This window comes from Allobosea sp. CS1GBMeth4 (assembly GCF_900185715.1).
Lineage (GTDB): Bacteria > Pseudomonadota > Alphaproteobacteria > Rhizobiales > Beijerinckiaceae > Allobosea.
Genome location: NZ_FYAS01000045.1, coordinates 39,019 through 63,521 on the forward strand (window position 1 = coordinate 39,019; position 24,503 = coordinate 63,521).

The 24,503-nt window shown below is 68.8% G+C and carries 25 protein-coding genes and 1 tRNA gene; 11 read left to right on the forward strand and 15 right to left on the reverse strand.

From position 1 onward, the window contains the following. Nucleotides 1–128: 128 nt before the first annotated feature. The gene (infC, locus tag CS1GBM4_RS22180) at nt 129–671 is read right to left on the reverse strand and encodes a translation initiation factor IF-3 (RefSeq protein ID WP_186420987.1); all 543 of its coding nucleotides are present in this window, start codon (nt 669–671) and stop codon (nt 129–131) included. An 88-nt stretch (nt 672–759) separates the two neighbouring features. Further along, nucleotides 760–1,977 (reverse strand): glycosyltransferase family 4 protein, encoded by a 1,218-nt coding sequence (locus CS1GBM4_RS22185; protein WP_244607359.1) that lies wholly within the window; start codon nt 1,975–1,977, stop codon nt 760–762. A gap of 128 nt (nt 1,978–2,105) precedes the next feature. Here CS1GBM4_RS22185 and CS1GBM4_RS22190 point away from each other — a divergent pair, with 128 nt between their 5' ends. Beyond that, nucleotides 2,106–2,891 carry an alpha/beta hydrolase gene (locus CS1GBM4_RS22190; protein WP_244607353.1) on the forward strand — a complete coding sequence of 262 codons (786 nt, stop codon included), beginning with the start codon at nt 2,106–2,108 and terminating at the stop codon, nt 2,889–2,891. 120 nt (nt 2,892–3,011) lie between these two features. On the opposite strand, the gene CS1GBM4_RS22195 is transcribed toward CS1GBM4_RS22190, so the two are convergent. The 6 genes from CS1GBM4_RS22195 to CS1GBM4_RS22220 form a co-directional block, all read right to left on the reverse strand. After that, the gene (locus tag CS1GBM4_RS22195; RefSeq protein WP_186420940.1) at nt 3,012–3,266 is read right to left on the reverse strand and encodes a DUF1150 domain-containing protein; all 255 of its coding nucleotides are present in this window, start codon (nt 3,264–3,266) and stop codon (nt 3,012–3,014) included. A 216-nt stretch (nt 3,267–3,482) separates the two neighbouring features. Beyond that, nucleotides 3,483–3,911 carry an Hsp20 family protein gene (locus tag CS1GBM4_RS22200; RefSeq protein ID WP_186420941.1) on the reverse strand — a complete coding sequence of 143 codons (429 nt, stop codon included), beginning with the start codon at nt 3,909–3,911 and terminating at the stop codon, nt 3,483–3,485. A gap of 125 nt (nt 3,912–4,036) precedes the next feature. After that, nucleotides 4,037–4,441, reverse strand: coding sequence for a RidA family protein (locus CS1GBM4_RS22205; protein ID WP_186420942.1), 405 nt, complete (start codon nt 4,439–4,441; stop codon nt 4,037–4,039). Nucleotides 4,442–4,549: 108 nt separating this feature from the next. Next, nucleotides 4,550–4,626 (reverse strand) — tRNA-His (locus CS1GBM4_RS22210). A gap of 125 nt (nt 4,627–4,751) precedes the next feature. Beyond that, the gene (locus tag CS1GBM4_RS24800) at nt 4,752–5,603 is read right to left on the reverse strand and encodes a phasin family protein (RefSeq protein ID WP_186420943.1); all 852 of its coding nucleotides are present in this window, start codon (nt 5,601–5,603) and stop codon (nt 4,752–4,754) included. A 157-nt stretch (nt 5,604–5,760) separates the two neighbouring features. Then, nucleotides 5,761–6,156 (reverse strand): phasin, encoded by a 396-nt coding sequence (locus tag CS1GBM4_RS22220; RefSeq protein WP_186420944.1) that lies wholly within the window; start codon nt 6,154–6,156, stop codon nt 5,761–5,763. A 256-nt stretch (nt 6,157–6,412) separates the two neighbouring features. Here CS1GBM4_RS22220 and CS1GBM4_RS22225 point away from each other — a divergent pair, with 256 nt between their 5' ends. Then, on the forward strand, nt 6,413–9,379 hold the full coding sequence (locus CS1GBM4_RS22225; protein WP_186420945.1) for an ATP-binding protein: 2,967 nt from the start codon (nt 6,413–6,415) through the stop codon (nt 9,377–9,379). A 59-nt stretch (nt 9,380–9,438) separates the two neighbouring features. Here CS1GBM4_RS22225 and mgtE read toward each other — a convergent pair whose 3' ends face one another. Continuing rightward, complete coding sequence (mgtE, locus tag CS1GBM4_RS22230; protein ID WP_186420946.1) at nt 9,439–10,821, reverse strand: magnesium transporter; 1,383 nt, start codon at nt 10,819–10,821, stop codon at nt 9,439–9,441. A 324-nt stretch (nt 10,822–11,145) separates the two neighbouring features. Here mgtE and CS1GBM4_RS22235 point away from each other — a divergent pair, with 324 nt between their 5' ends. The 9 genes from CS1GBM4_RS22235 (at nt 11,146) to CS1GBM4_RS22275 (ending at nt 19,624) form a co-directional block, all read left to right on the forward strand. Then, complete coding sequence (locus tag CS1GBM4_RS22235; protein WP_186420947.1) at nt 11,146–12,303, forward strand: acyl-CoA dehydrogenase family protein; 1,158 nt, start codon at nt 11,146–11,148, stop codon at nt 12,301–12,303. A gap of 151 nt (nt 12,304–12,454) precedes the next feature. Beyond that, nucleotides 12,455–13,117 carry a glutathione S-transferase family protein gene (locus CS1GBM4_RS22240; protein ID WP_186420948.1) on the forward strand — a complete coding sequence of 221 codons (663 nt, stop codon included), beginning with the start codon at nt 12,455–12,457 and terminating at the stop codon, nt 13,115–13,117. Between the two features lie 86 nt (nt 13,118–13,203). Further along, complete coding sequence (locus tag CS1GBM4_RS22245; RefSeq protein ID WP_244607354.1) at nt 13,204–14,145, forward strand: DMT family transporter; 942 nt, start codon at nt 13,204–13,206, stop codon at nt 14,143–14,145. Between the two features lie 230 nt (nt 14,146–14,375). After that, the gene (locus CS1GBM4_RS22250; protein ID WP_186420949.1) at nt 14,376–15,362 is read left to right on the forward strand and encodes a LysR substrate-binding domain-containing protein; all 987 of its coding nucleotides are present in this window, start codon (nt 14,376–14,378) and stop codon (nt 15,360–15,362) included. Further along, nucleotides 15,362–15,880, forward strand: a complete 519-nt coding sequence (locus CS1GBM4_RS22255) for a tripartite tricarboxylate transporter TctB family protein (protein ID WP_186420950.1) — start codon at nt 15,362–15,364, stop codon at nt 15,878–15,880. Before CS1GBM4_RS22250 ends, CS1GBM4_RS22255 begins: the two co-directional genes overlap by 1 nt. A gap of 3 nt (nt 15,881–15,883) precedes the next feature. Continuing rightward, nucleotides 15,884–17,386 (forward strand): tripartite tricarboxylate transporter permease, encoded by a 1,503-nt coding sequence (locus CS1GBM4_RS22260; RefSeq protein ID WP_186420951.1) that lies wholly within the window; start codon nt 15,884–15,886, stop codon nt 17,384–17,386. A 61-nt stretch (nt 17,387–17,447) separates the two neighbouring features. Next, the gene (locus CS1GBM4_RS22265; RefSeq protein ID WP_186420952.1) at nt 17,448–18,419 is read left to right on the forward strand and encodes a tripartite tricarboxylate transporter substrate-binding protein; all 972 of its coding nucleotides are present in this window, start codon (nt 17,448–17,450) and stop codon (nt 18,417–18,419) included. Between the two features lie 109 nt (nt 18,420–18,528). Next, a complete protein-coding gene (locus CS1GBM4_RS22270) occupies nt 18,529–19,074 on the forward strand; it encodes an ureidoglycolate lyase (RefSeq protein WP_186420953.1) in 546 nt (181 codons plus the stop codon). A 103-nt stretch (nt 19,075–19,177) separates the two neighbouring features. Continuing rightward, entirely contained in the window at nt 19,178–19,624 is a 447-nt protein-coding gene (locus CS1GBM4_RS22275; protein ID WP_186420954.1) for a DUF1236 domain-containing protein, read from the forward strand. 99 nt (nt 19,625–19,723) lie between these two features. On the opposite strand, the gene CS1GBM4_RS22280 is transcribed toward CS1GBM4_RS22275, so the two are convergent. The 6 genes from CS1GBM4_RS22280 to CS1GBM4_RS22305 all read right to left on the reverse strand — a co-directional run bounded on the left by CS1GBM4_RS22280 (nt 19,724) and on the right by CS1GBM4_RS22305 (nt 24,338). Then, a complete protein-coding gene (locus tag CS1GBM4_RS22280; protein ID WP_186420955.1) occupies nt 19,724–20,161 on the reverse strand; it encodes an RES family NAD+ phosphorylase in 438 nt (145 codons plus the stop codon). Continuing rightward, on the reverse strand, nt 20,161–20,589 hold the full coding sequence (locus CS1GBM4_RS22285) for an antitoxin Xre/MbcA/ParS toxin-binding domain-containing protein (protein WP_186420956.1): 429 nt from the start codon (nt 20,587–20,589) through the stop codon (nt 20,161–20,163). Before CS1GBM4_RS22285 ends, CS1GBM4_RS22280 begins: the two co-directional genes overlap by 1 nt. A gap of 63 nt (nt 20,590–20,652) precedes the next feature. Next, entirely contained in the window at nt 20,653–21,294 is a 642-nt protein-coding gene (upp, locus tag CS1GBM4_RS22290) for a uracil phosphoribosyltransferase (protein WP_186420957.1), read from the reverse strand. Between the two features lie 33 nt (nt 21,295–21,327). Then, nucleotides 21,328–22,545, reverse strand: a complete 1,218-nt coding sequence (locus CS1GBM4_RS22295; RefSeq protein ID WP_186420958.1) for a URC4/urg3 family protein — start codon at nt 22,543–22,545, stop codon at nt 21,328–21,330. 7 nt (nt 22,546–22,552) lie between these two features. Next, entirely contained in the window at nt 22,553–23,815 is a 1,263-nt protein-coding gene (locus tag CS1GBM4_RS22300) for a GTP cyclohydrolase II (protein WP_186420959.1), read from the reverse strand. Nucleotides 23,816–24,176: 361 nt separating this feature from the next. Further along, nucleotides 24,177–24,338 carry a Thivi_2564 family membrane protein gene (locus CS1GBM4_RS22305; protein ID WP_186420960.1) on the reverse strand — a complete coding sequence of 54 codons (162 nt, stop codon included), beginning with the start codon at nt 24,336–24,338 and terminating at the stop codon, nt 24,177–24,179. Between the last annotated feature and the right edge of the window lie 165 nt (nt 24,339–24,503).

Genomic DNA, 24,503 nt, shown 5'->3' on the forward strand with positions numbered 1-24,503 from the left:
CCGCCCGCCGAAATCCGGTTCGCTTTAATTCCAGGGCCGGCTGCCATTGAAACGACGAAGCCCGGCCGGTTCGGCCGGGCTTCGGTAAGAGCAGCCCCGGGTACGCCGCCTCGAAGGAGGCGCGCCGCCTATTTCGGCGCGAGCACCATGACCATCTGGCGGCCTTCGAGCTGCCAGTCGCTCTCGACCTTCGCGACCTCGACCGTATCGGCCTTGACGCGCTCCAGCACCTTCACGCCCAGGTCCTGGTGCGCCATTTCGCGGCCGCGGAAGCGCAAGGTGACCTTCACCTTGTCGCCTTCCTCGAAGAAGCCGTGCATCGCCTTCATCTTCACCTCGTAATCGTGCTTGTCGATACCGGGGCGAAGCTTGATCTCCTTGATCTCGATGGTGCGCTGCTTCTTGCGCGCCTCGGCGGCCTTCTTCTGCTCGAGGAAGCGGAAGCGGCCATAGTCGAGGATCTTGCAGACGGGCGGCTGCGAATTGGGGGCGATCTCGACCAGGTCGAGGCCGGCTTCCTCGGCAATCTTGAGCGCCTCGAAGAACGACACCACGCCACGGTTGGCGCCGGTCTCGTCGATGAGCTGGACGTCGCGGACGCCGCGAATGTCGCGGTTGGCGCGGGGACCGTCCTTGACGGGGGCTGGAGCGGCACGGAAGGGACGACGAATGGCTGTATTCTCCTGTGTATGGCGCGCCTCGCGCCGTTGGTGAGACACATTGCACAACGCGAAGCGTTGTCAATGGATCAGACGGTGTTCAGCGCCCGAGCAGGGCGCAATAGACGTCGAGCGTGTCGTTGACCATCGAGGCCAGCGAGAAATGGCGCTCGACATGCAGCCTGGCGCGCCGCGCCAGCGCATCGCGGGCGGACGGCCGGAGCGCCAGCGCCTCGCGCAGGGCATCGGCGAGCGCCGCCGCGTCGGCGGGCGGCACGCGCCAGCCGGTGCGCTCCTGCGGCGCCACCTGCGGCGGCGCGAGGACGGTTTCGGGCACCGCGCCGAGATCGGACACGACGACCGGCGTGCCCATGGCCTGCGCCTCGACGGCGACGCGGCCGAAAGCCTCGGGCTCGGTCGAGGGCACGGCGACCACGGCCGCCGCCAGGAAGGCGGCCGGCATGTCGCTGCAATGGCCGACGCGGCGGACGCGGCCTTCGAGCCCGGCCCTGGCGATGGCCTCGTCGAGCTCCCGGACATAGCCGTCGCGGCCCTGCGCATCGCCCGCCAGGACGAAGGCCGTCTCGTCGTCCCCGGCATCGCGAAGCTGGCGCGCCGCCTCGATCAGCACCTTCTGGCCCTTCCAGCCGGTGAGCCGGCCCGGCAGCAGCACGATGCGCTGATGCGGCTCGACGCCCCAGGCGCCGCGCAGGGCGCTGACCCGGTCCGGGCTCACCGCGGCCGGTGCAAAGGCGGAGAAATCGGTGCCGCGGTGGACGACGCGGATACGGTCGCGGGCGAAGCCGTGCCGGGCGCGGATCAGGTCGGCGGTGTAGTCGGAATTGGCGATGACGACGTCGCCGCGCGCCATCACGGAATTGTACTGGTTCTTCACCGCCGAGCGGGCATTATAGGAGCCGTGATAGGTGGTGACGAAGGGCAGCTTCAAGGCCCGCGTCGCTGCCAGCGCGACCCAGGCCGGTGCCCGGGAGCGGGCATGGACGAGGTCGACCCGCTCGCGCTTGCAGAGCAGCGCGAAGCTGCGCACGTTCAGCAGCATCGAGACCGGGTTCTTGGCCGCCGCCGGGAAGGGCAGCCAGATGCCGCCCTTGGCCTGCAACTCGGCGACGAGCCGCCCGCCCTCGGTCGCCACCAGCGCCCGCGCGCCGACCTCGGTCAGCCCCGCGGCGATGTCGACCGCGGTCCGCTCGGCGCCGCCGGCCTCCAGTTCCGGGATGATCTGCAGCACGGTGCGCCCGGCAAGCGGATGCGTCTCGGTCGAAGGCAGGGACAGATGCGCGCCGGAACGCAGGGAGATGCTCACCGCTCGAAAGGGCCTTCTGCTTGACGACTCGCCAGTGTTATCGGGTCGTGATGATCACAAAATCGGGCGGGATTGCAGCACCTATCGGTGCCCGCGCCCGGTTCATCACAGGAGAGATTAAGGTGACGAGGCCCGAGCCGCAATTTCTGACCGTCGGCACCGGCGCGGAGCGCCGCGAGATCGCCGTGCTGGCACAGGCCGGCAAGGGCCCCCCGGTGGTCTGGCTCGGCGGCCTGCGCTCGGACATGCGCGCGACCAAGGCCGAGGCCCTCGCCGCCTGGGCGGAACGCACGGGGCGGGCCTTCATCCGCTTCGACTATGCCGGGCACGGCGAATCGAGCGGCGATTTCGCGCGCTGGACAATGTCGCATTGGCTCGAGGATGCGCAGGCCGTCCTTTCCAGCCATGCGCACGCTCCCGCCGTCCTGGTCGGCTCGTCGATGGGCGGCTGGGTCGCGCTGCTGACGACGCTGCGCCTGCGCGCGAGTGCGCCGCAGCGGCGTCCGGCCGGCCTCGTCCTGATCGCACCCGCGGTCGACTTCACCGAAGAGCTGATGTGGGCCCGGATGCCGGACGCGATCCGCGAAACCATCATGCGGGACGGTGTCTGGGAGAGGCCGTCGGAATACTCGCCCGAGCCGATGCCGATCACGCGGGCGCTGATCGAGGACGGCCGGCGCCACCTCCTGTTCGGGCACTCGCTCGACACGGGCTGCCCCGTCCACATCCTGCAGGGGATGAAGGATCCCGACGTGCCTTACGGGCAGGCGCTCAAGCTCGTCGAGCATCTCCCGCACGATCCGGTCGTGCTGACGCTGATCAAGGACGGCGACCACCGCCTGTCGACGCCCGAAGACATCGAGCGCCTGATCGCGGCCGTCGCGGGCATCGCACCCGCGACGGACTGAAACCGGATCAGAGCATGCTGCGAAAAAGTGGCAACGGTTCTTCGCACCGAGCACGCTCTAAACTATGAGAATCGATCACGTTGTCTGCCTTTGGACGAAATCGTCCAAAGGCAGCGCGACCTAGTGCAGGCTGACCATCTTCAGGTCGTGCTCCCAGGCATTTGCCGTCGCGGCCTCGCGCGAATCGGTCACCAGGATCGGCGCGCCGTCAGCCGCGAGCAACGCGAAGAGCTGCAGGCCGGGCTCGATCTCCGGCGCCTGCGGGAAGATGCGCGCCAGCTCGTCCGAGGTGATCGGCTTGAGATAGGCGACCTGGCCGTTGCCGAGGGCGGCGAATTCGGCCGTGGTCAGAGGGGTAGTTCTGGTCTCGGTCATCGCGCCCTCCTTCAGAGCAGTGCGAGGCGGTTTGATTGTGACTCCTGATCATGAACGGAAGGCAAACCGCATGCCCCACGTACCGACCTTCTGCAGCCCTCAGGGGCCTGAGCATGTTCCGCAAAGTGGTTCCCGCTTGTGCGATCAGGACATGCTCAACTTTGGTTCCGCGCGAATTCCTTTCGATCGATCGAGTCCGATCGAACGGAAAGCGCGCTAGTCGCGGCTCATGATATCGATACGCCGGACGAGCCGTTCCGGTTCCGGACGGGCCAGATCGATGGCGAGCAGCCCGTTCGAGAGGTCGGCGCCCAGGACCTGCATGCCGTCGGCGAGCAGGAAGGAGCGCTGGAACTGCCGCGCGGCGATGCCGCGATGCAGGAAATGCCGCGTCTTGTCGTCGACCTGCCGGCCGCGGATGGTCAGCTGGTTTTCCTCCAGCGTGATCTCGAGCTGGTCGCGCGAGAATCCGGCCACCGCGAGCGTGATCCTGAGCTTGTCGGGCTCGTTGTCCGTGCGCGGCATGCGCTCGATATTGTAGGGCGGATAGCCATCGCCGGCGCCCTTGGCGACACGGTCGAGAGCCCGCTCGATATCATCGAAGCCGAGCAGGAAAGGATGCGACAGGCTAGGCGGACGCGTCATCACGAAGCCCTTTGAAAGGCGCCTCTGGATCTCCCGGAGCCCGCTTGCGCAGCACCCCGCACGCGAAAGGCGAACCCAACCGCGTGAGCAAGATATGGCGAGCGGCGCGCCCGGCCGCAAGCCCTTCAGTCCAACGCGGCGATCGCCTCGATCTCGATCAGGAGGCGCGGATCGACCAGGGCGGTGACGCCGACCATGGTGCTCGCGGGGAACGGGCCGTCGCCGAGATACTTCATCCGCACCTTGCGGACCGCGACCGCCTTCTCCGTGCTGAGACCGACGACATAGGTCACCAGCTTGAACACTTTGGTGAAGTCCGTCCCGGCCGCAGCGAGGGCAGCGGCGAGGTTGGCGTAGACCTGCTCGGCCTGGGCGGCGATATCGCCCTCGCCGACCACCTTGCCCATCGGATCGAACGCCACCTGGCCGGAGATATGCACCTGCTTTGCCGCCTCGACGATGGCGACATGCGAATAGCCGGTCGGCGGCGAGAGCGAGGCGGGGCTGACGAGATCGATCTTGCTGGGCATGAGAGGCTCCCGAAGCTGGCGGGCCGAAGCCGCGCGGTCGGGCGGCAGGCTAGGCCGACGCGGTGCGCGGGCGCAATCTCGGGGAAACGCGGAACCGACGGGGAAAGATGGTACAGCCACCCCGGCTCGAACGGGGGACCTCTAGATCCACAATCTAGCGCTCTAACCAACTGAGCTATGGCTGCACGGCTCGCGCCGATGTCGCGGCGCTGGGAAGCGGCTCGGCGACGGCGCGGAACCTAGTGCCACGCCTCGCCGAATGCAACGGCGAAATGCAGGCCGGAGCGCGGAAAACCGCGCCGGCCCCGAATCAGCCGCGCGGCAATTCGCTGCGCGCCGTCGCGGCGAGCTCGCCGAGATGGGTGGCGAGGGATTCGTAGCTGCGGCGGAACGCCTTGGCCTGAAGCGCGACCGCGTCGGCGACGCTTTTCGTGCGCGCCAGCGTCTCGATCTCGCCGAGCGTCGCCTCGAGCTCGGCGCAGGCATGGTCGAGCATCTTGGCCTGGACCGCACCGAAGGTACGCGTCAGCGCCAGCGTCGGCTCGAGCCAGGCGGCGGGGAACGCCGCAGCCGGCTTCGGCGGCTCGACAGCTTTGGTGACGGCCGACCGAACCGCAGCAGGCTTGGCAGCGGCGAGCGCAGGCGCTGCCGCCGGAGAGGCCGGCTTCACCGCAACCGGCTCGACCTTGGCGGGCGCCGGCTCGACCGGCCCCGGCCTGGCAATCGCGACCTCGGCGACACCAGCCTTCGCGGCGGCCGGCGCGGCGACCTTGGCGGGCGCCGGCTTGGCGATCCTGGCCTTGCGCGAGGCGACGCGCTTGGCGGGCGCCGCGGCGATCGCGGGCTTCGGCGCCGGCGCGGCGGCGACCGGCGCGATCTTCGCCTCCGGCCGGGTTGCCGGCTGCGGTGCGGCGGTCTTGGGCGCCTCGGACTTGGGCGCAACGGGCTTGGGAGCCTCGGATCTGGCGACCGCGGGCTTGGCCTCGACCTTGGCGACGGCAGGCACCGAGACCGGCTTGGCGATGGCGGGCTTGGCCTCCGCCACGGGCCCGGCCTCCGGAGCCTTGGCCGGGAGCGCCGGCGCCACCGGCTTCGGCTCGCTCAACGCCTTGACCGGCGCGAGGCTGATCGGTGCCTTGCCGGGGGTAGTCTGTTTCGCCATCGGATCTCTCCTTCACGGTTCCGGCAGGACGAACCTGCGCGATCGACAAGGCCGGGCGGCCCAGCTCCGGCCGGGGTGGCTTCACCTCGGCGCGTCCCCATGCCGATCCGGCCGTCTCGTCGTGAAAGCCCGCTCCGCCCTCGCGGGGCTCAAGGCCTCACTTCAGCTTGGTCGCCTTGGCGGCGGTCTCGGCCGTCTTCTTGGCGGCTTCCTGCACGCTCGTGCCGATCTCCTTCAGCTGCGCCTGCAGCGCGGCGGCCTGCGCCTTCAGGAACTCGGACTGGTGCTGGAGCACCTCGTTCATGTCCTTGGACTTGACCAGCTTGTCGGCGAGGTCGAAGGCCGCCGCGATGTTGGTCTCGGCGTAGGTCATCGCCTTCCTGGTCATGTCCTGGACATTGGCGCGGGCCGATTCAGCCGAGCCATGCGCGCTGTCCACCGCCTTCTGGGCCGCGCCGATGAAACCGTCGAAGGCCTTGCGGGCCTGGTCGACGCTCTTCTCGGCGAACTCGCGCATCTCGGTGGGAACTTCGTAGGGAAGCTTGCCGTCCATGGTGGGTCCTCCTGCGACCGGGCCGAGGCGTGCTCGCCGTCCCCGGCACCACGCCATGATTGTGCACTGCAATATCACTATTGCAGTGCAATGACAACGCGCCGCCGGCTGGGCGGCGGTGCCCATATTAACGTTGTTTCGAAACGTCAGGGGAGAGGCCGGGTTCCGCATGGATTCACCCTCCTCGCGCCGCTATTAAAGATTTGTTAGGCATATTCGCGCGGGCTGGAGTCGCCAGCAGGTTGAGCGGAGCGGAATGAGCGAATCCGGGCAGGACTGGAACGGCGTTGCCAGCGCGCTGACGCAGGATCCCGCACTTGCGGGCTTCTCGGGCGACGGCGCCCTGTTGCTCTGGACGGGCGATGGCGGCGAACCGGTCTTCGCCAATGCGGGCGGCCGGGCGCTGCTCGGCGCCTTCGGCGGCGCGACGAAGCTGCCCGTGGCGACGCGCGAGCGCCTGCGCCTGCTCGCCGGCGGCCTTGCCTCGTCGAGCGGGCTCAGGCTCGAGAGATTGCGGCTCGGCCCGTCTCTGGCCGGGCTCGTGACCTGCGCCTGCAGGCGGGTCGAGACCGAAGCCGGCCCGGCGCTGGCTCTCGGCGTCACGGCTGCCGAGCTGCGGCGCCTCGGCATCGCCGTGCCGCAGGCGGAGCCGCCCGCATCCTCTGCGCCGGCAGCCGCCCCCTCGCCCGCCCCCGCGGCGCTGCCCGACGAAGCCGATCTCCGGGCCGCCGCGGCCGGTCAGCGCCGTGCCAATCTGCGCTTCCTGTGGGAGAGCGCCCCGGACGGCACGCTGATCGGCCTGTCGCAGGATTTCGCCGAGCTCGTCGGCCGGGATGCTGCCGAGGCGACCAAGGGACGCGACTGGTCCACGCTGCTGGCGAGCGACGTCCTCGACCTCGACGGCGACCTGGCCGAACGCCTGTCGACCTCCTCGACCTGGAGCGGGCGGGCCGTGCTGTGGCGGATTCGCGCCGGCGAAGGCGCCCGCGTCGAGCTCTCGGGCTTCCCGCTGTTCGACGGCGAGCGCAACCCCGCGGGCTTCCGCGGCTTCGGCCTCGCCCGCTCGCCCGCGAACGAAGCGTTTCCCGAGCGGGAGCGGCCCGAGAAGGCCGTCGCGCCGGCGCCGGATGTCGACAGCGAATCACCCGAGGCGATCGTCGCGGAAGACGCGGAACCGGTATGCGCTTCGGACGACACTGCCGCGGCCGAGACGGACGATATCACGGAGGCCGGTTTCGGCGGTGCCAGCGCCGAAGCGGACGCCCCGGCGCCGGCGGAAGCTGCCCGGAGCGAGGCCGCCGCCCCGGCGGCCGCGGACGAAGAGGCCCGGGTGGCACCCGTCGGCGACGATGCGCCGGAAGTCGCCGAGCCGCCGCCTTCCAAGGCCCCGCCGGCCAATGTCGTGCCGCTGCGCAACGGCCATCTGGCGGCCGTCCGGCCGGTGCTCGAGCCGTCCAAGACCCTGCTCTCCTCGGCGGAGCGCAGCGCCTTCCGCGAGATCGCCAAGGCGCTCGGCGCCCGCATCGCCGGCGAGGAGGGCGAGCCCGGCGAGCCGCGCCTGCCGGCCGCCGCCCCGCTGCGCGTGCGCGAGAAGGCGGCCGGCGACGGCAAGGCGGAGCCCGCCATGGCCGCTCCCGCTCCCGCGATCGCCCCGGTCACCCCCGCCGAACAGCGGCCGCGCGTCGCCAACGCGCATGCCGACATCCTCGACCGGCTGCCGATCGCCGTGCTGGTCAACCGCGACGAGACGGCGCTCTACGCCAACCGCACCCTGCTCGACCTGCTGGATTATGCCGATCTCGACGATCTGGCCGCGGCGGGCGGAGTCAGCAAGCTGATCAGGAGCAGCGGCCGCGACAGCGACGGCGCCATGATCCTGGTCGATCGCAAGGGCGGGCTGATCAGCGTCGACGGCCGGCTCTCCAGCGTGAGCTGGCAGGGCGAGCCCGCGACGCTGATGGCCTTCCGCAACAGCGTGCCCGGCGGGGACCTCAAGAGGCTGACGCCGGACGAGGCGGAGGAGCTGGAGCTCGCCGCCGAATTCGAGGCGGAGGAGGAAGAGGCCGCCGGGCGCATCGAGCTGCTGAGGCTGGAAGGCCAGGCGAACGAGGCCCGCGTCGCCGAACTCGCCGCCATGCTCGACACCGCGACCGACGGCGTCGTCACCGTCGACGGGCGTGGGCGCATCCTGTCGCTCAACAAGAGCGCCGAGGCGCTGTTCGGCTACGACCAGCGCGAGGTCGCCGGCGAGCTCTTCACCCTGCTCTTCGCGCCGGAAAGCCATTCGCCGGCGCTCGACTATCTCGACGGGCTGATCGGCGGAGGCGTCGCCTCGCTGATGAACGATGGCCGCGAGGTCGTCGGCCGCGTGCGCCAGGGCGGGCGCATCCCGCTGTTCATGACCATGGGCCGCATCGCCGAGGGGCCGGACAGCAAGTTCTGCGCCGTGCTGCGCGACATCACCGCCTGGAAGAAGACCGAGGGCGAGCTGGTCGAGGCGCGCAAGGCGGCCGAGAAGGCGAGCGCGCAGAAATCCGACGTGCTCGCCAAGATCAGCCATGAGATCCGCACCCCGCTCAATGCCATCATCGGCTTCGCCGAGGTGATGGCCGAGGAGCGCTTCGGCCCGATCGACAACGAGCGCTACAAGGAATACCTGCGCGACATCCATCAGTCCGGCGGCTACGTCATCAGCCTGGTCAACGACCTGCTCGATCTCGCCAAGATCGAGGCCGGCAAGCTCGACCTCGACTTCGTCAGCGTCAGCCTGAACGAGATCGCGCTTTCGGCGGTCAACCTGCTGCAGCCGGAGGCCCAGCGCGGCCGCGTCGTGCTGCGCTCGGGCCTGGCGCCGAAGCTGCCGCCGGTCGTCGCCGACGAACGCTCGCTGCGCCAGATCGTGATCAACCTGCTCTCCAACGCTGTGAAGTTCACCGATGCCGGCGGGCAGGTGATCGTCTCGACAGCGCTCGGAGACCAGGGCGAGGCGATCCTGCGGGTGCGCGATACCGGCATCGGCATGGACGACGACGAGATCAAGCTGGCGCTGGAGCCGTTCCGGCAGGTGCCGACGACGCGCAGATCCGGCGGAACGGGACTCGGCCTGCCGCTGACCAAGGCGCTGGTCGAGGCCAACCGCGCGGCGCTGACCATCACCAGCGTCAAAAAGGAAGGCACGCTGGTGGAGGTCACCTTCCCGCCGCAGCGGGTTCTGGCGAGCTGAACCGGAACCGGCTCGGCTCCGGCCGCCATGGGACGGGACGAGCCGGATCGGCGATCCATCTACAGCAACGTGCCGCCCAGGATGAGCGCGGCGATGCTGAAATAGATCACCAGGCCGGAGACATCGACCAGCGTCGCGACGAAGGGCGCCGAGGCGCTGGCCGGGTCGAAGCCGAGCCGCGTCAGGACGAAGGGCAGCATCGAGCCGGTCAGCGAACCGAAGGTGACGATGCCGACCAGGGCGGCGCCAACCGTCGCCGCGACCAGCAGCCAGTGCTCGCCGTAATCGTAGAGGCCGAGCTTCTGCCAGGTCACCACGCGGACGATACCGATCGCGCCGAGGATGGCGCCGAGCGTCAGACCGGTCGGCAGTTCGCGCAGCGCGACACGCCACCAGTCGCCGAGCCGGACCTCGCGCAGGGCCAGCGCCCGGATGATCAGCGAGGTCGCCTGCGAGCCGGAATTGCCGCCGGAGCTCATGATCAGCGGGATGAACAGCGTCAGCACGATCGCCTTTTCGAGCTCGCCCTCGAAATACTGCATCACCGAGGCGGTCAGCATCTCGCCGATCAGCAGCACGCTGAGCCAGCCGGCGCGCTTGCGGATCATGGTGAGGAAGCCGATCTGCTGGTAGGGCTCGCCCAGCGCCTCCATGCCGCCGAGCTTCTGGACGTCCTCGGTGGTCTCGTCGATCATGGCGTCGATGACGTCGTCGACGGTGACGATGCCGAGGACGCGCCGTGCGTCGTCGACGACCGGCACCGCGAGCAGATTGTACTTGGCGATCAGCCGCGCCACCTCCTCGCGATCGGTCGCGGGCGCGACGCTGACCGGCTCGCGCCGGCCGGCCGCCGAGCCGACGAGCGCATCGGGATCGCCCGAGATCAGCCGGCGCAGCCCGACCGCCTGCTGCAAGGCCTGCGTCAGGGGATCGAGCACATAGATGGCATAGACGGTCTCGCGCGTACGCTCGACGGTGCGCACATGCTCGAGCGTCCGCGCCACCGTCCACTCGGCCGGGACGCTGACGAACTCGGTCGTCATGATCGCGCCGGCGCTGTGCTCGGGATAGGCGAGCAGCGAGGCGAGCGCCGCCCTGGTCTCGCCATCCAACCGCGCGACGAAGCGGTGCCGCTCCGGCTCGGAGAAATCGTTGCGGAAGATGTCGGCGATCCGGTCGGACGACATCCCCTGGATGAGGGCGACGGCGCGATCGAGCGGCAGCGCCTTCAGCACGGCGCCCGGCTCACGCAATTCGGGCTGGTCGAGCACATCGACGGCGCGGCCTCTCGGCAGGTCGAGCAGCACCCGCGCGGCATAGCCGGGCTCGTGCTCGTTCAGCCGCTCGACGATATCGGCGACATGCGTGCGCGCAAGCGTTGCGGCGAGGGCCTCGGCCGGAAGATCGGCGGCGGGCAGGATTGCGGTGACGGCGGCGTTCATGGCTCGCTTTCCTTCTCGGTTTGGCCGTCATGCGGCCAGACCGGAGCGAGCCTGCCGGTCAAGGATCAGGCACCCGGGCGAGCCGAGGACGGCAAGGACTGTCGACTGGGACTGTCGCTTGGCATGGGGTTCGTGGGTTCCTGTGGAGCCGCCATCCGGGCCGCAGCGCGGATCGGCGAACGAGGGCGCACATGCGCCCGGACGCCGCGCTCGTCAACCCCGCCACCTCGCATCCGCACGACGCGCCGGGCGAAGCCGCGCATTGGCGGCCAACGGCGCAGGCTCTAGAGTCCCGGCATCAGTTCCGACGAACGAGCCGCCGCCATGCATTTCGCCCTGACCGAGGAGGAAGAGCTCATCCGCGAGAGCGCGCGCAAGCTCGCCACCGAGCGGCTGGCGCCATTGGCGGAGCGGCTCGACCGTGGCGAGGGCCGGCCGGAGTTCCTCGCCAATCTCAAGCTGCTCGCCGAAAACGGCTTCATGGCGCTCAACGTCAAGGGACTGTTCGGCGGAACCGAAGCGGGCACGGTCGCCTTCGCGCTGGCGCTGGAGGAGCTCGCCGCCGCCTGCGCCTCGACGGCCGTGACGACCTCGGTGACCAACATGGTCGGCGAAGTCATCCAGGCCGTGGGCAACGAGGCGCAGAAATCGACCTATCTGCCGAAGCTGGCCGACGGGACCTATCCGGCCGGCGCCTTCTGCCTGACCGAGGCCGGAGCGGGCTCCGACCCCGCCGGCATAAAGCTGCGCGCCCGGCGCGAGGGCGACGAATACGTCCTGGACGGCCAGAAGATCTTCATCACCTCGGGCGAATATGCCGGCCTCTTCGTGGTCTGGGGCGTGACCGATGCCGACGCGCCCAAAGGCAAGGGCATATCGGCCTTTCTCGTGCCGGCGGACACCGAGGGCGTGAGCGTCGGCAAAGCCGAGAAGAAGATGGGCCAGACCGGCTCGGCGACGAACACCATCCATTTCGACGGCGCCCGCATCCCTGCCGCCAATCTGATGGGCAGGGAGAATGACGGCTTCCGCGTCGCGGTCGGGGAACTCGCCGGCGGGCGCATCGGCGTCGCCGCCGTCTCGCTCGGCATCGCCCGGGCCGCAATGGACGCGGCCAAGTCCTATGCCCGCGAGCGCAAACAGTTCGGCCAGGCTCTGACCGAATTCCAGGGCCTGCAATGGCTGATCGCCGACCGCGAGCTCGACCTGCACGCGGCGCGGCTCCTGATCCTCGACGCGGCGGCGAAGAAGGGTCGCGGCGAGCCCTTCGCCAAGGAGGCCTCGATGGCGAAGCTGTTCGCCTCGGAGGCGGCGCATCGCTGCACCGACGCGGCGATCCAGATCCATGGCGGGGCCGGCTACTGCCGCGATTTCCCGGTCGAGCGCTATGCGCGCGATGCACGCATCACCCGGATCTACGAAGGCACTTCCGAGATCCAGCGGCTGATCATCGCCCGCGAGACCTTGCGCCAGCTCGGCTGAAGCCGGCCCCGTCATTTCGGGGCAAGCGAAGCGCAGACCCGGGAGCCATCGAAGACCGCCGAGTTCTACGATGGATTCCGGCGCTCCGCTACGCTACGGCCGGAATGACGAAGAGAAGAATCGTCTACCTCGACCAGGACCGGAAACGCCCATGTCTCTCACCATCTATGGCTGCTATCGCTCGCGCGCGACGCGCAATGTCTGGCTCGCCAACGAGCTCGGCCTCAGCTTCAAGCATGTGCCCGTGATCCAGGCCTACCGCCTGCCCGATCCGAAGGCGCCCGACGCGCCGGTGCATACGCGCAGCGCCGCGTTCCTCGAGGTGAACCCGAACGGTCATATCCCGTCGATCGACGATGACGGCTTCGTCCTGCACGAGTCGCTCGCGATCAACCTCTATCTCGCCCGCAAGCACGGCGGGCCGGTCGCGCCGAAGAACGTACAGGAGGAAGGATTGGCGGCGATGTGGTCGCTCTGGGCCGCGACCGAATGCGAGACCCATGCGCTCAACCTGACCTACCATCTGGCCGCCTATCCGCCCGAGAAGCGCGATCCGGCTCTCGTATCGGCGGCGCTGGCCGCGCTCGCTGCGCCCTTCGCGGTGCTCGACAAGGCGCTGTCGGAAGGCGGCGGCTATGTCATGGGCGGGCGTTTCACCGTCGCCGACATCAACGTCGCCGAGATCATCCGCTACGCCAAGCCGGCGGCGCAGCTCTTCGACGCCGCGCCGAACGTCAAGGCCTGGCTCGACAAGCTGCATCAGCGCCCCGCCTTCAAGGCGATGTGGGCGGCACGCGAGGCCGAACCGGCCTGAGGCCGTCCGGGCGGGAAACGGGTGGCCGGGCCGCGCCCGGCTGCCTACTGACGCAGGATGACCCGGCCTGCGAGGACAGATCCGCCATGACACAGCCGATCTCCGCCGCCTCGCCGCGCATGGGCCCGATCGAATGGCTCCTGCTCGTCGCCCTCTCGATCCTGTGGGGCGGCTCGTTCTTCTTCAACAAGCTCACGGTGGCGGAATGGCCGCCCTTCGCCGTGGTGCAGGTGCGCGTCGGGCTGGCGGCCCTGTCGCTGCTGCTGATGGTGCGGATCACCGGGCATTCGATGGCGGTGGGGCGCAGCCTCTGGCTCGCCTTCTTCGGCATGGGCATCCTGAACAATCTGATCCCGTTCAGCCTGTTCCTCTGGGGGCAGCAGCAGATCGCCAGCGGCCTCGCCTCGATCCTGAACGCGACAACGCCGATCTTCTCCGTGCTCGTGATGCACTGCTTCGCCGACGAGAAGGCGACGGGGCTGAAGCTGGGCGGCGTGCTGGCCGGCCTCGTCGGGGTCGCCGTCCTGATGGGCCCCGACGCGATCGGCGGGCTCGGCTCCAATCTCGCCGCCCAGCTCGCCTGCGTCCTCGCGGCGATCTCCTACGCCTTCTCCGGCCTGTTCGGCCGGCGCTTCCGCGGCCTGCCGCCGCTCGTCACCGCGACGGGCCAGCTCAGCGCCTCGACGCTGATGATCGTGCCGATCGTCTTCGTGCTGAACCCGCCCTGGACACTGCCGGTCCCCTCCCAGCAGGCCGTTCTCGCGCTGATCGGCTTGGCGCTGATCTCGACCGCGCTCGCCTACATCATCTTCTTCAGGATCATGCGGTCTGCCGGCCCGAGCAATGTCATGCTCGTCACCTTCCTGATCCCGGTCAGCGCGATTCTGCTCGGCTCCGGTCTGCTGGGCGAAGACCTGCTGCCGCGCCATTTCGCCGGCATGGCGGCGATCTTCGCCGGCCTCGCCCTGATCGACGGCCGCGTCGCGGGGCTGCGGCGCGCGCGCCGGGCGGGCGCACCGACGGGCTGACCCGGGCCGGCCCGCCCTCCCAGCCCGTCGACTCGGGGCTTGCGGCCGGGCACAGGACGCCATGGCGAAGCCCGCCCCTGCGGACGCCGAATCCGCGGCGAGAAGCTTTGTTGCCAAAAAATTATGAATTGCTCTACGGTCGCAAAACCGGCGATTGTCGCTAAAGGGCATCATCGAAACGACTGGATGATATCACAAAAAACGATACGCCAGAGGGGAGCGCGACAACCATGGATTTGCGGCAGCTGCGATGTTTCATCGCGGTGGCGGAAGAGCTGCACTTCGGCCGGGCGGCCGAGCGGCTCGGCCTCGCACCACCGGCCCTTTCCCGCCAGATCAGCGCGCTCGAGGACGAGCTCGGCGTCAGCCTGCTGACCCGCACCACGCGGCAGGTCGCCCTCACCCGCGCCGGGCTGATCATGCTCGAGGAAGCCAAGGCGATCCTGGTCAGGATGGAGCGCGCCTCCCGCGCGGTGCGCGAGGCCTCCCTGGCGTCGAGCAAGGTCCTGCGTGTCGGGGCGATCGACGCGGCCTCGTCGAGCTTCGTGCCGGAGGCTCTCGTCACCTTCCGCTCGCGCCATCCCGGCATCGAGATCAAGTTCGTCGAGGCGATGACCGCGCCGCTGGTGCAGATGCTGGAGGCCGGCAAGCTCGACCTCGCCTTGCTGCGGCCGCCGCGCAAGCCGACCGACTGTGCCTTCGAGATCCTGCGGGTCGAGCGGCCGATCGTGGTGCTGAGCGAGAACCATCCGCTCGCCGCGCGCGAATACCTGACCATGCAGGACCTCGTCGGCGAGCCCTTCGTCGTGCCGTCGAAGCGCATCCGCCCCTTCGCCTATGATCTGGTCATGGCCTATTTCGAGAGCGTCGGCGCGGTACCGAACGTCACCATCGAGGCGACCGAGAAGCCGGCCATGATGTCGGCGGTCGCGGCCGGTCTCGGCATGGCGCTGGCACCGGACTGGGTGTCGCGGCTGAGCTTTCCCGGCGTCACGATGCGGCGCCTGCGCGGCGCGCTGCTCGACCCCCCGCCCCCCGGCGCGCTCGTCGGCGTCGCCTGGCGGCCGCATCAGAAGCTCGCCGCCCGCGACGATTTCCTCGCAATCCTGCGCGAGAGCGTGACCCTGATCGACGAGGGCAACATCCTGCCCTTCAGCGTCGCGGGACGCAGGAAGCCCACCATGCGTACAGCAATCACCCGAGCCGGAGGACGTTGATGAGTCTGAACAAGATCGAGGCCGCGCAGGGCTGGCGCGTCCGCTCGACGCAGGACCTGGCCGCCGGCCTGTTCATGATCGCGCTGGCCGGGCTGGCGCTGTTCCTGTCGAGCGACCTCTCGACCGGAACGCTGCGCCAGATCGGCCCCGGCATGCTGCCCAAGGCCTTCGCCTGGATCTGCGCCGGTCTCGGGGCGCTGCTCGCCTTCAACTCGCTGCGCTACAATGGCGAGCGGCTCGCGGGCTGGTCCTGGCGCGGCGTCATCTTCGTGCTCGGCGCGGCGGTCGTCTTCGGCCTGACCATCCGCGGCTTCGATGTCGGCCCGCTCAAGGTGCCGCAGCTCGGCATGCTCGTCTCCGGGCCGCTCGTCGTGATCGTCTCCGGCCTCGCGGCGACGGATGTGAGGCTCAAGGAGCTCGTGATCTTCGCCGCGGCGATGACGATCGGCTGCGCCCTCCTGTTCAAATACGCGCTGGGTCTTCCGATCCCGCTGGCGCCCTGGCTGCTCGGGATCTGATCCATGACGGAAATGTTCGCCCATCTCGCGCTGGGCTTCGGCGTCGCTCTGACGCTGAAGAACGTCGCGCTCTGCTTCGTCGGCTGCCTCGTCGGCACGCTGATTGGCGTGCTGCCCGGCGTCGGCCCGGTCGCCACCATCGCGATGCTGCTGCCGATCACCTTCGGGCTCGACCCGGTCGGCGCGCTGATCATGCTCGCCGGCATTTATTACGGGGCCCAGTACGGCGGCTCGACCACGGCGATCCTGGTCAACATCCCCGGCGAGGCGACCGCCGTCGTCACCACGCTCGACGGCCACCAGATGGCTAAGCAGGGCCGCGCCGGCGTCGCGCTCGGCACCGCGGCGATCGGCTCCTTCGTCGCCGGCTGCGTCGCGACCGTGATCATCGCCGCGCTCGGCGCGCCGCTGACCCGTCTCGCTTTGCTGTTCGGCCCGGCCGAATATTTCTCGCTGATGGTGATGGGCCTGTGCTTCGCCGTCGTGCTGGCGCGCGGCTCGATCCTCAAGGCCTTCTGCATGATCATGCTCGGCCTCCTGCTCTCGACCGTCGGCACCGACCTCGAGACCGGCCAGGAGCGCATGACCTTCGGCTTCCCGCCGCTCTCGGACGGCATCGACTTCGCCGTGCTGGCGATGGGCGTGTTCGGCTTCGCCGAAGTGCTGCGCAATCTGGAGAACCCGGAAGCACGCGACGTCGTCAAGGCCAAGATCGGCCGTCTCCTGCCCGACTGGAACGACATCAAGCAGTCGATCGCGCCGTGCCTGCGCGGCACCTTCATCGGCGGTACGCTCGGCATCCTGCCCGGCAACGGCGCGGTGCTGGGCCCCTTCGCCAGCTACACGCTGGAGAAGAAGATCGCCAAGGATCCCTCGCGCTTCGGCAAGGGCGCGATCGAGGGCGTGGCCGGTCCTGAATCGGCCAACAACGCCGGCGCGCAGACCGCCTTCATCCCGCTGCTCACCCTCGGCATCCCGCCGAATGCGGTGATGGCGCTGATGGTCGGCGCGATGACGATCCACGGCATCATCCCCGGCCCGCAGGTGATGACCAAGAATCCCGACCTGTTCTGGGGCATGATCGCCTCGATGTGGATCGGCAACCTGATGCTACTGATCATCAACCTGCCGCTGGTCGGCGTCTGGGTGAAGCTGCTGCAGGTGCCCTACCGGCTGATGTTCCCGGCGATCCTGATCTTCTGCTCGATCGGCATCTACTCGGTGAACAACCAGCCCGTCGACGTCGCCTTCACAGCGCTGTTCGGCCTGTTCGGCTATCTCCTGATCAAGCTCGGCTTCGAGCCGGCGCCGATGCTGCTCGGCTTCGTGCTCGGCAAGCTGATGGAGGAGAAGCTGCGCCAGGCGCTGATCATCTCGCGCGGCTCGTTCATGACCTTCATCGAGCGGCCGATCTCGGCGGGGCTGCTGCTGGTCGCGGTCGCGATTCTCGTCGTGGCGCTGCTGCCGTCGATGTCGAAGAAGCGCGACGAGGTGTTCACCGAATGACGGGGTTGCCAGCCAGCCCCGTTCCCTCATCGTCAGACTATCGCATCAGGGAGGATCACCTATGAAGAAGCTCGTACTCGGCCTCGCCGCGACGCTCGCCTTGGCGCTGCCGGCGCAGGCCCAATCCAAATATCCCGAGCGGCCGGTGACCATGATCGTGCCCTTCGCGGCCGGCGGACCGACCGACATCATCGCCCGCATCGTCAGCGAGAGCATGTCGAAGACGCTCGGCCAGCAGATCGTGGTCGAGAACGTCGCGGGCGCCGGCGGCACCACCGGGATCACCCGTGCCCTGACGGCGGCGCCGGACGGCTACACCATCGCGATGGGGCACCTCGGCACCTTCTCGGCGGCCCCCGCCACCTATCCGGGGCTGAAATACGACCCGATCAACGGCATGCAGCCGATCGGCCTCGCCGGCGGCACCCCGATCCTGATCGTCGCCAAGAAGGCCTTCGCGCCCAAGGACCTCAAGGAGTTCGTCACCTATGTGAAGGCGAATCCCGACAAGGTGAACGAGGCCCATGCCGGCGTCGGCTCGGTGTCGTGGACGACCTGCACGCTGCTCAAGGGCCAACTCGGCGTTCCGAAGCTGAACTCCGTCGCCTATCGCGGCACCGGCCCGGCGCTGAACGACCTGGTCTCGGGCCAGATCGACTTCATGTGCGACCAGATCGTCAGCGTCTCCGAGCAGATCAAGGCGGGCACGATCAAGGCCTACGCCGTGGCCTCGGCCGAACGCTCGCCGGCGCTGCCCGACATTCCGACCACCAAGGAAGCCGGCCTGCCGGACTACCAGATCGAGGCCTGGAACGGCATCGCCGCGCCGAAGGGCACGCCGAAGGAGGTGGTCGACAAGCTGGTCGACGCGCTCGACAAGGCGCTGAACGACGAGAACGTCAAGAAGCGCCTGCTCGATCTCGGCGCGACCATCCCGAGCGCGACCGACCGCAAGCCGGCAGGCTTCGGCGCCCTGATCAAGCGCGACGCCGACAAGCTCACCCCCGTCCTGTCGGCCGCGGCGAAGCAGTAAGCGGCGAAACCTTCACCTCGCCATGCACGGCGGGCCGTCGGCCCGCCGCTTTCTTTGATGCTCTCCGCTTGCCGATTCCGTCCGGGAGCGGCGTGATCTAGGATGCGGCATGCGCCGCGTCGTCCTGCCCGTCTCGCCCCTCTCCGCCGAGAGCTTCGCCCCCTACGGTCATCTCCTGTCCGCCGCGGGAGCGCGCGATGCGGGCCGGGAAGGCTACGACATCTGGATCCGGCCCTTCGCCGCCGAGAGCCGGCCGCGGCTGCAGATCGTGCGCTACCACGCCCGGCCGCTCGCCGTCGCCGTGATCGAACGGCATCTCCACGTCACCGAAGCGCGCCAGCCGCTCGGCGGGCCGCCGGCGATCATCGTGGTCGCCGAGCCGTCGGAAACGCCGCCGGCGCCCGAGGCCTTGCGGGCCTTCCGCCTCGACGGCGAGGGCATCATGTTCCATCGCGGGACCTGGCATGCGATCGACGCCTATCCGGAGAGCGGCAGCCATGCCGACTTCCTCTTCCTGTCGGAGGAGGCGACGGTGAGCGAGCTGTTCGACAATCCCGCGCGGGCGCCGGTACGGACGCAGATTCACGATTTCAGGGCGGCCGGCGTCGAGCTCGTGATCGAGGCCAACCCGTTGCGCGGACAACTGAATCCGTAACGCTCGTTCACAACCGTTCACAGCTCGTGACCGCCCGGGCGGAACCGGGACCGACGCGTATCCGTTCCTTCCCCGAGGTCATCCCCTCTGAAGGAGAACGGACATGCTCAAGAAACTTGCTCTCGTGACGGCTCTCGCCGTGGTTCCCGCCGCGGCTTTCGCCCAGAATCCCGAGGGTGCGCAGGGCGGTGCGGCCAGCGGCATCGTCGGCGGTGCGACGGCGGGCGCGGTCGGCGGAGCCGTCGTCGGCGGGCCTGTCGGCGCGGTGGTCGGCGGCGTCGGCGGCGCGGTGGTCGGCGGCGTGACCGGCGGGATCATCGGCGACAACACCCCGCGCTTCCGCAGCTATGTGGTCGAGCAGCGCGTCCCGTCCTACACCTATGCCGAGCCCGTGGTCGTCGGCACCGTTCTGCCGCAGCAGGGTGTAGTCTATCGCGAGGTTCCGGCCGAGTTCGGCGAGCGCGCCAGCGGCTATCGCTACACGGTGGTGAACAACCGCGCCGTCCTGGTCGAGCCGCAGAGCCGCCGCGTGGTGCAGATCATCGACTGATCCAAGGCTGGTCCGCTTGCCGCTCGCGCCATCGCGGCCTGAGCGAGCATCCGGATCGCAAGGCCCGCTCCGGGAACGGGGCGGGCTTCTTTTTGCGCGTCAGCCGGCCAGAGGCAACCAAAGCCGCCGATCGAAGGCGAAGGGTTGGGTCGAGGCGATGCGGATCGCTCCGGCGCCGGGATGGGCTGGATTGACGAGGTAGTTGAAGCTTCGCGGCGCGATGAAGGACGGAACCGTCAGGACCGCTTCCCCAGCCCGGGCGAGCCAGGCATCGCCGAAGGCGGCGCGGTCATCGGGTGCGGTTTCGAGCACCAAGGCCGGCGCTTCGCCCAGCGCCATCTCGATCAGCACATAATCGTCCGGGACGAGATCGGGCTCGAGGTCGAGATGGACGCGGACCTCGAGGATGGCGAGCGCCGGATTCTCGGCCGTGTACACCATCGCCCGCCCCGGCGAATTCCAGCGCCCACCATAGAGGCGCGCGCCCTCGCCGGTCAGATCGGCAAAGGGCGCGCGGGCGACGCGCCAAGCTTTCATCAGACGGCGATACCGTGCGCGATCCGCCCCAGCAGCGCCTCGACCGCATTCGCACCCTCGCCCGTATCGAGCAGCGCCAGCGGCTTCTCGCCGTCGAGCGCGCTGGTCGGACGGCGCAGCCAGCGGCCGGCCTTTTCCTGCGAGCCGAAGGTTTCCTCTGCCTCGGCGATAACGCGGGCGGCACGCACGAGGCGGTCTGACTGATCGCTGGTCAGCGTCCCGATCTTGCGGCGATGGCTCAGCGTCTTGCGGGGCAGCACAACCTCGTCGATCTCGGCCAGCGTCATCCGGCCGCTGGCGATGACGTGCTCGACCGTCCCGACCGGGAAACCGCGGCGGACGGCCGCGATCAATTCGAGGCTGGTCTCGACGGGAGCGCCGATCACCTCGGGGCCGCCGACGACCTCGATGGCACGCAGAGCCGTCATGAACATCTCCTGGCGATATGCCCTCAAGGTAGGCGCATATCGCCAGAACTGCAATGCGGTGCGTCAGCGCGTGCCGAACATCCGGTCGCCGGCATCGCCGAGGCCGGGCACGATATAGCCGTGATCGTTGAGGCGCTCGTCGATCGCCGCCGTCCAGATGCGCACGTCGGGATGGGCGTCGCGCATGCGGGCGATGCCTTCCGGCGCGGCGAGCAGGCAGACGAAGCGCAGATCCTTCGCGCCGCGCTCCTTCAGCCGGTCGACGGCCGCCACCGCCGAGTTCGCCGTCGCCAGCATCGGGTCCATCACCACGATCATGCGGTCGGCGATGTCGGACGGCGCCTTGAAATAGTACTCGACCGCCTGCAGGGTTTCCGGGTCGCGATAGAGGCCGATATGGGCGACGCGTGCGGCGGGCACCAGTTCCAGCATGCCGTCGAGAAAGCCGACGCCGGCGCGCAGGATCGGGGCGAAGACCAGCTTCTTGCCGGAGATCACCGGCTGCATGGATTTCTGCAGCGGCGTCTCGATCTCGATCATCTCGGTCGGCAGATCGCGCGTGACCTCGTAGCAGAGCAGCATGCCGATCTCGTTCAGCAGCTGGCGGAAGCTCTTGGTCGAGCGGTCCTTCTCGCGCATCAGCGTCAGCTTGTGCTGCACCAGCGGGTGGTCGACGACGGTGACGCCGTTAGCGCTCCTGGTCATGCAGTCCTGATCCCCTTCGCCTTGTCGTTGTGTTCAGAATACGGTGCCGTCGCTGACGATGGTCAAGGGCGGACCGCCACCCTCGCGCTTCTCGCGGGCGATGCGCCGGCCGGCGGCCCAGGTGCCGCCTTCCAGCACCTTGGCGAGCGGCAATTGCTCGGCGCTGAGGCCGAGCTCGGCGCGCACGAGCTCGCCGATCCGATCGAGCAGCGCGACCGTCAGCGCCCGCCATTCGACGACGAGTTGGGAACCGACCTCGTGAGCCCGCGCCGCATCGGCGGGGTCCTTGAGCGCGAGCACGCCGAGATCGAGAAAGAGCCCGCCATTGCGGTACTCCGGCAGGCCGGTGAGGTCGTCGACGCCGACGACCCGGATGCCGGCCCATTGCAGCGGCTCGATCAGGGAATAGCTCAGCCATTGCGAGAGCTTGTGGAACGGGACGAGCCCCCGCGTCACCACGTCCGGGGCGATCAGCGGATGCTTCCAGGTATCGCCGAGCGGAATGCCGGCATAGGTCAGGCGCGACGGCCAGATGCCGCCGAAGATTTCGAGCACCTGCGACAGGATGTAGGCGGCGCGGATCGAGCGCCCCTCCGCCGCCTCGACCAAGCGGTCGAACAGGTCGCCCGGCCGGGTGAGGCCATGTCTCTCCAGCTCCTCGCCGAGCCGGTTGAGCAGCGCGGCACGGCCTTCGAGGCCGACCAGGGGATTGGCCTGCGCGACCTGGAAGCCGCTTGCGAGCGCCGCGGCGTCGAGATGCTTCAGCGCATTGGCATCGACGCGCAGTGGCTCGCCGGGATCGCTGGAGAAGGCCCCGGCGGCGAACATGTCGAGCGAGGCGAGGGCCAGCCCTTCGGAGCGGCCGATGCTCTGTCCGCTGACGGCGTCGCGATAACGCCAGGCGGCGCCGGCGCCGGCATCGAGCAGGACGCTGACCACGGCGAGATCGTAGGCGGCGCGGCCGCGTGCCCCAGCATCGGCGAAATGGGCGCCGCTGTCGAGCACCTTCCAGCGGTCGATGCCGGCGACGACGAAATGCCGCCAGCGCGCATGGAAGGGAATGTCCAGCGCCGGATAGTTCAGCCGGATCGTCTCCAGCACATAGGCCGCACAGGCCGGCAGCCGCTCGGGATGGACGCTGAAATGCGCCAGCCTGCCTTCGAGGCCGAGCCGCAGCATCTCATGCGCGCGCTCGCGGACGGTGGCCGGCTTGAGCAGCTGGCGGATGGCTTCGGGGTTGGAATCGGGCATCAGCGCGTCAGAACTTCTCGAGGTCGCGGCCGACGGTTGCCTTCAGCGCGTTGTCGCCGGGCGTGCCGTCCGGCGAATAGTAGCCGGCCGCCTTCTTCGCCTCGATCTCGACGGAGGCGTCCGGCGGGATCAGCTCGGGCGGGATGGCGACGCGCTCGCCGATCTCGATGCCGCTCTCGACCATGGCGTCGTATTTCATGTTCGACATCGACATCAGCCGGTCGATCCTCCTGACGCCGAGCCAGTGCAGCACGTCCGGCATCAATTGCTGGAAACGGGCGTCCTGCACGCCGGCGACGCATTCGGTGCGCTCGAAATAGGTCGCGGCCGAATCGCCGCCCTCCTGGCGCTTGCGGGCGTTGTAGACGAGGAACTTGGTGACCTCGCCGAGCGCCCGGCCCTCCTTGCGGTTGTAGACGATCAGGCCGACGCCGCCGCCCTGCGCCTCCTTCACCGCCTCCTCGATGCCATGCACGAGATAGGGCCGGCAGGTGCAGATGTCGGAGCCGAAGACGTCGGAGCCGTTGCACTCGTCATGGACGCGGCAGGCCAGCGTCTTCTTCGGGTCGGCGATCGCCGAGACCTCGCCGATGACATAGGCGGTGATCGAGCCGATCGGCGGCAGGAAGACCTTGAGGTCCGGCCGCGTCACCAGCTCGGGATACATGCCGCCGGTCTGCTCGAACAGCGTGCGGCGGAGCTCCTTCTCGGTGGTGCCGAAGCGGTCGGCGATGCCGGGCAGGTACCAGACCGGATCGACCGCGATCTTGGTGACGCTGATGTCGCCGGAGCCGTGGAGGATGCCGCCATCGGCCGAGAGCCGGTGGCCGGCCATGGCGGCGAGGATCTCGGGCAGGTTGAGGCGCGCCTTGGTGACCGCGATGGTCGGGCGGATGTCGACGCCCTCGGCGATCCATTTGCCGAAATCCTGCGCGACTCGATGCCCGAACGGATCGAGCGAGACGATCCTGCCCGGCTCGAACCATTGCGGCTGCGGCAGGATGTCGGAGGTCGGGTGGGTGTTGGTCAGGTCAGGGCGCTGCGCCGGGTTCATCGCCCGGGCCGAGATGGCGAGCGCGCGGTAGACCGAATAGGACCCGCCATGGGCGCCGATGACGTTGCGATCGGCCGGATTGGTCGTGGATGCGATGACCGGGCCGCGCTCCTCGGGGGTCGGGGCCCCCCAGTGGATCGGGAAGCGCGCCGCGGCGCTGCCGGGCTCGGGATGCGAGGTCAGGCGGATATGGGTGGTGCGGTTCTGCGACGTCATCGCGCAAGCGCTCGATTCTGCGGAGCATGGCCTGATCGCAAGACCGGTTCCCACTTTTGCGGACCATGCTCGAACGGGAAAGGGCCCCGGGACGGGTCGCGTCCGGGGCCCTCTGGACCAATGAAAGTGTGGATCAGCGCGGGATTTTCGTCAATCGCCGCGGGATGTCTCGGCACGCGCCAGTCACCCGCGACGTATGGAACGCCCGCCACACGGCCGGCGATATCCGAGCTCGACCAGACTGAATCGTCATTGCGAGCGCAGCGAAGCAATCCAGGGATGTCGAGCTCTGTCGCCCCAGGATTGCTTCGTCGCTACGCTCCTCGCAATGACGATTGAAGCAGTTCAACCTGATCGAAAACTAGAACACCGCGAGATAACGCAGCAGCGAGATGATGCCGATGATGATGACGATGATCTGGACGATGTTCTTGATGTTGCCGTCGAGCGGCAGCATGCGGACGAGATAAAGCACGAGTCCGATCACCAGGATCGTGATCAGCAGCGAAATCAGAATATTCATGGCTCAAATCCTCTTATCGCGGCCGAAAGCCGGCCCCCCGAGGCGCCGGCCGCGAGGCATTCGCAGCCGGCGATCTCGGGCAAGGGAACGTGGAGCCGCCGGAAAAGGTTCCGGAAGGGCAGCTGGTGGGGGACGAAGCGAACCCTTCGAGCCAAGGGCGCGGGA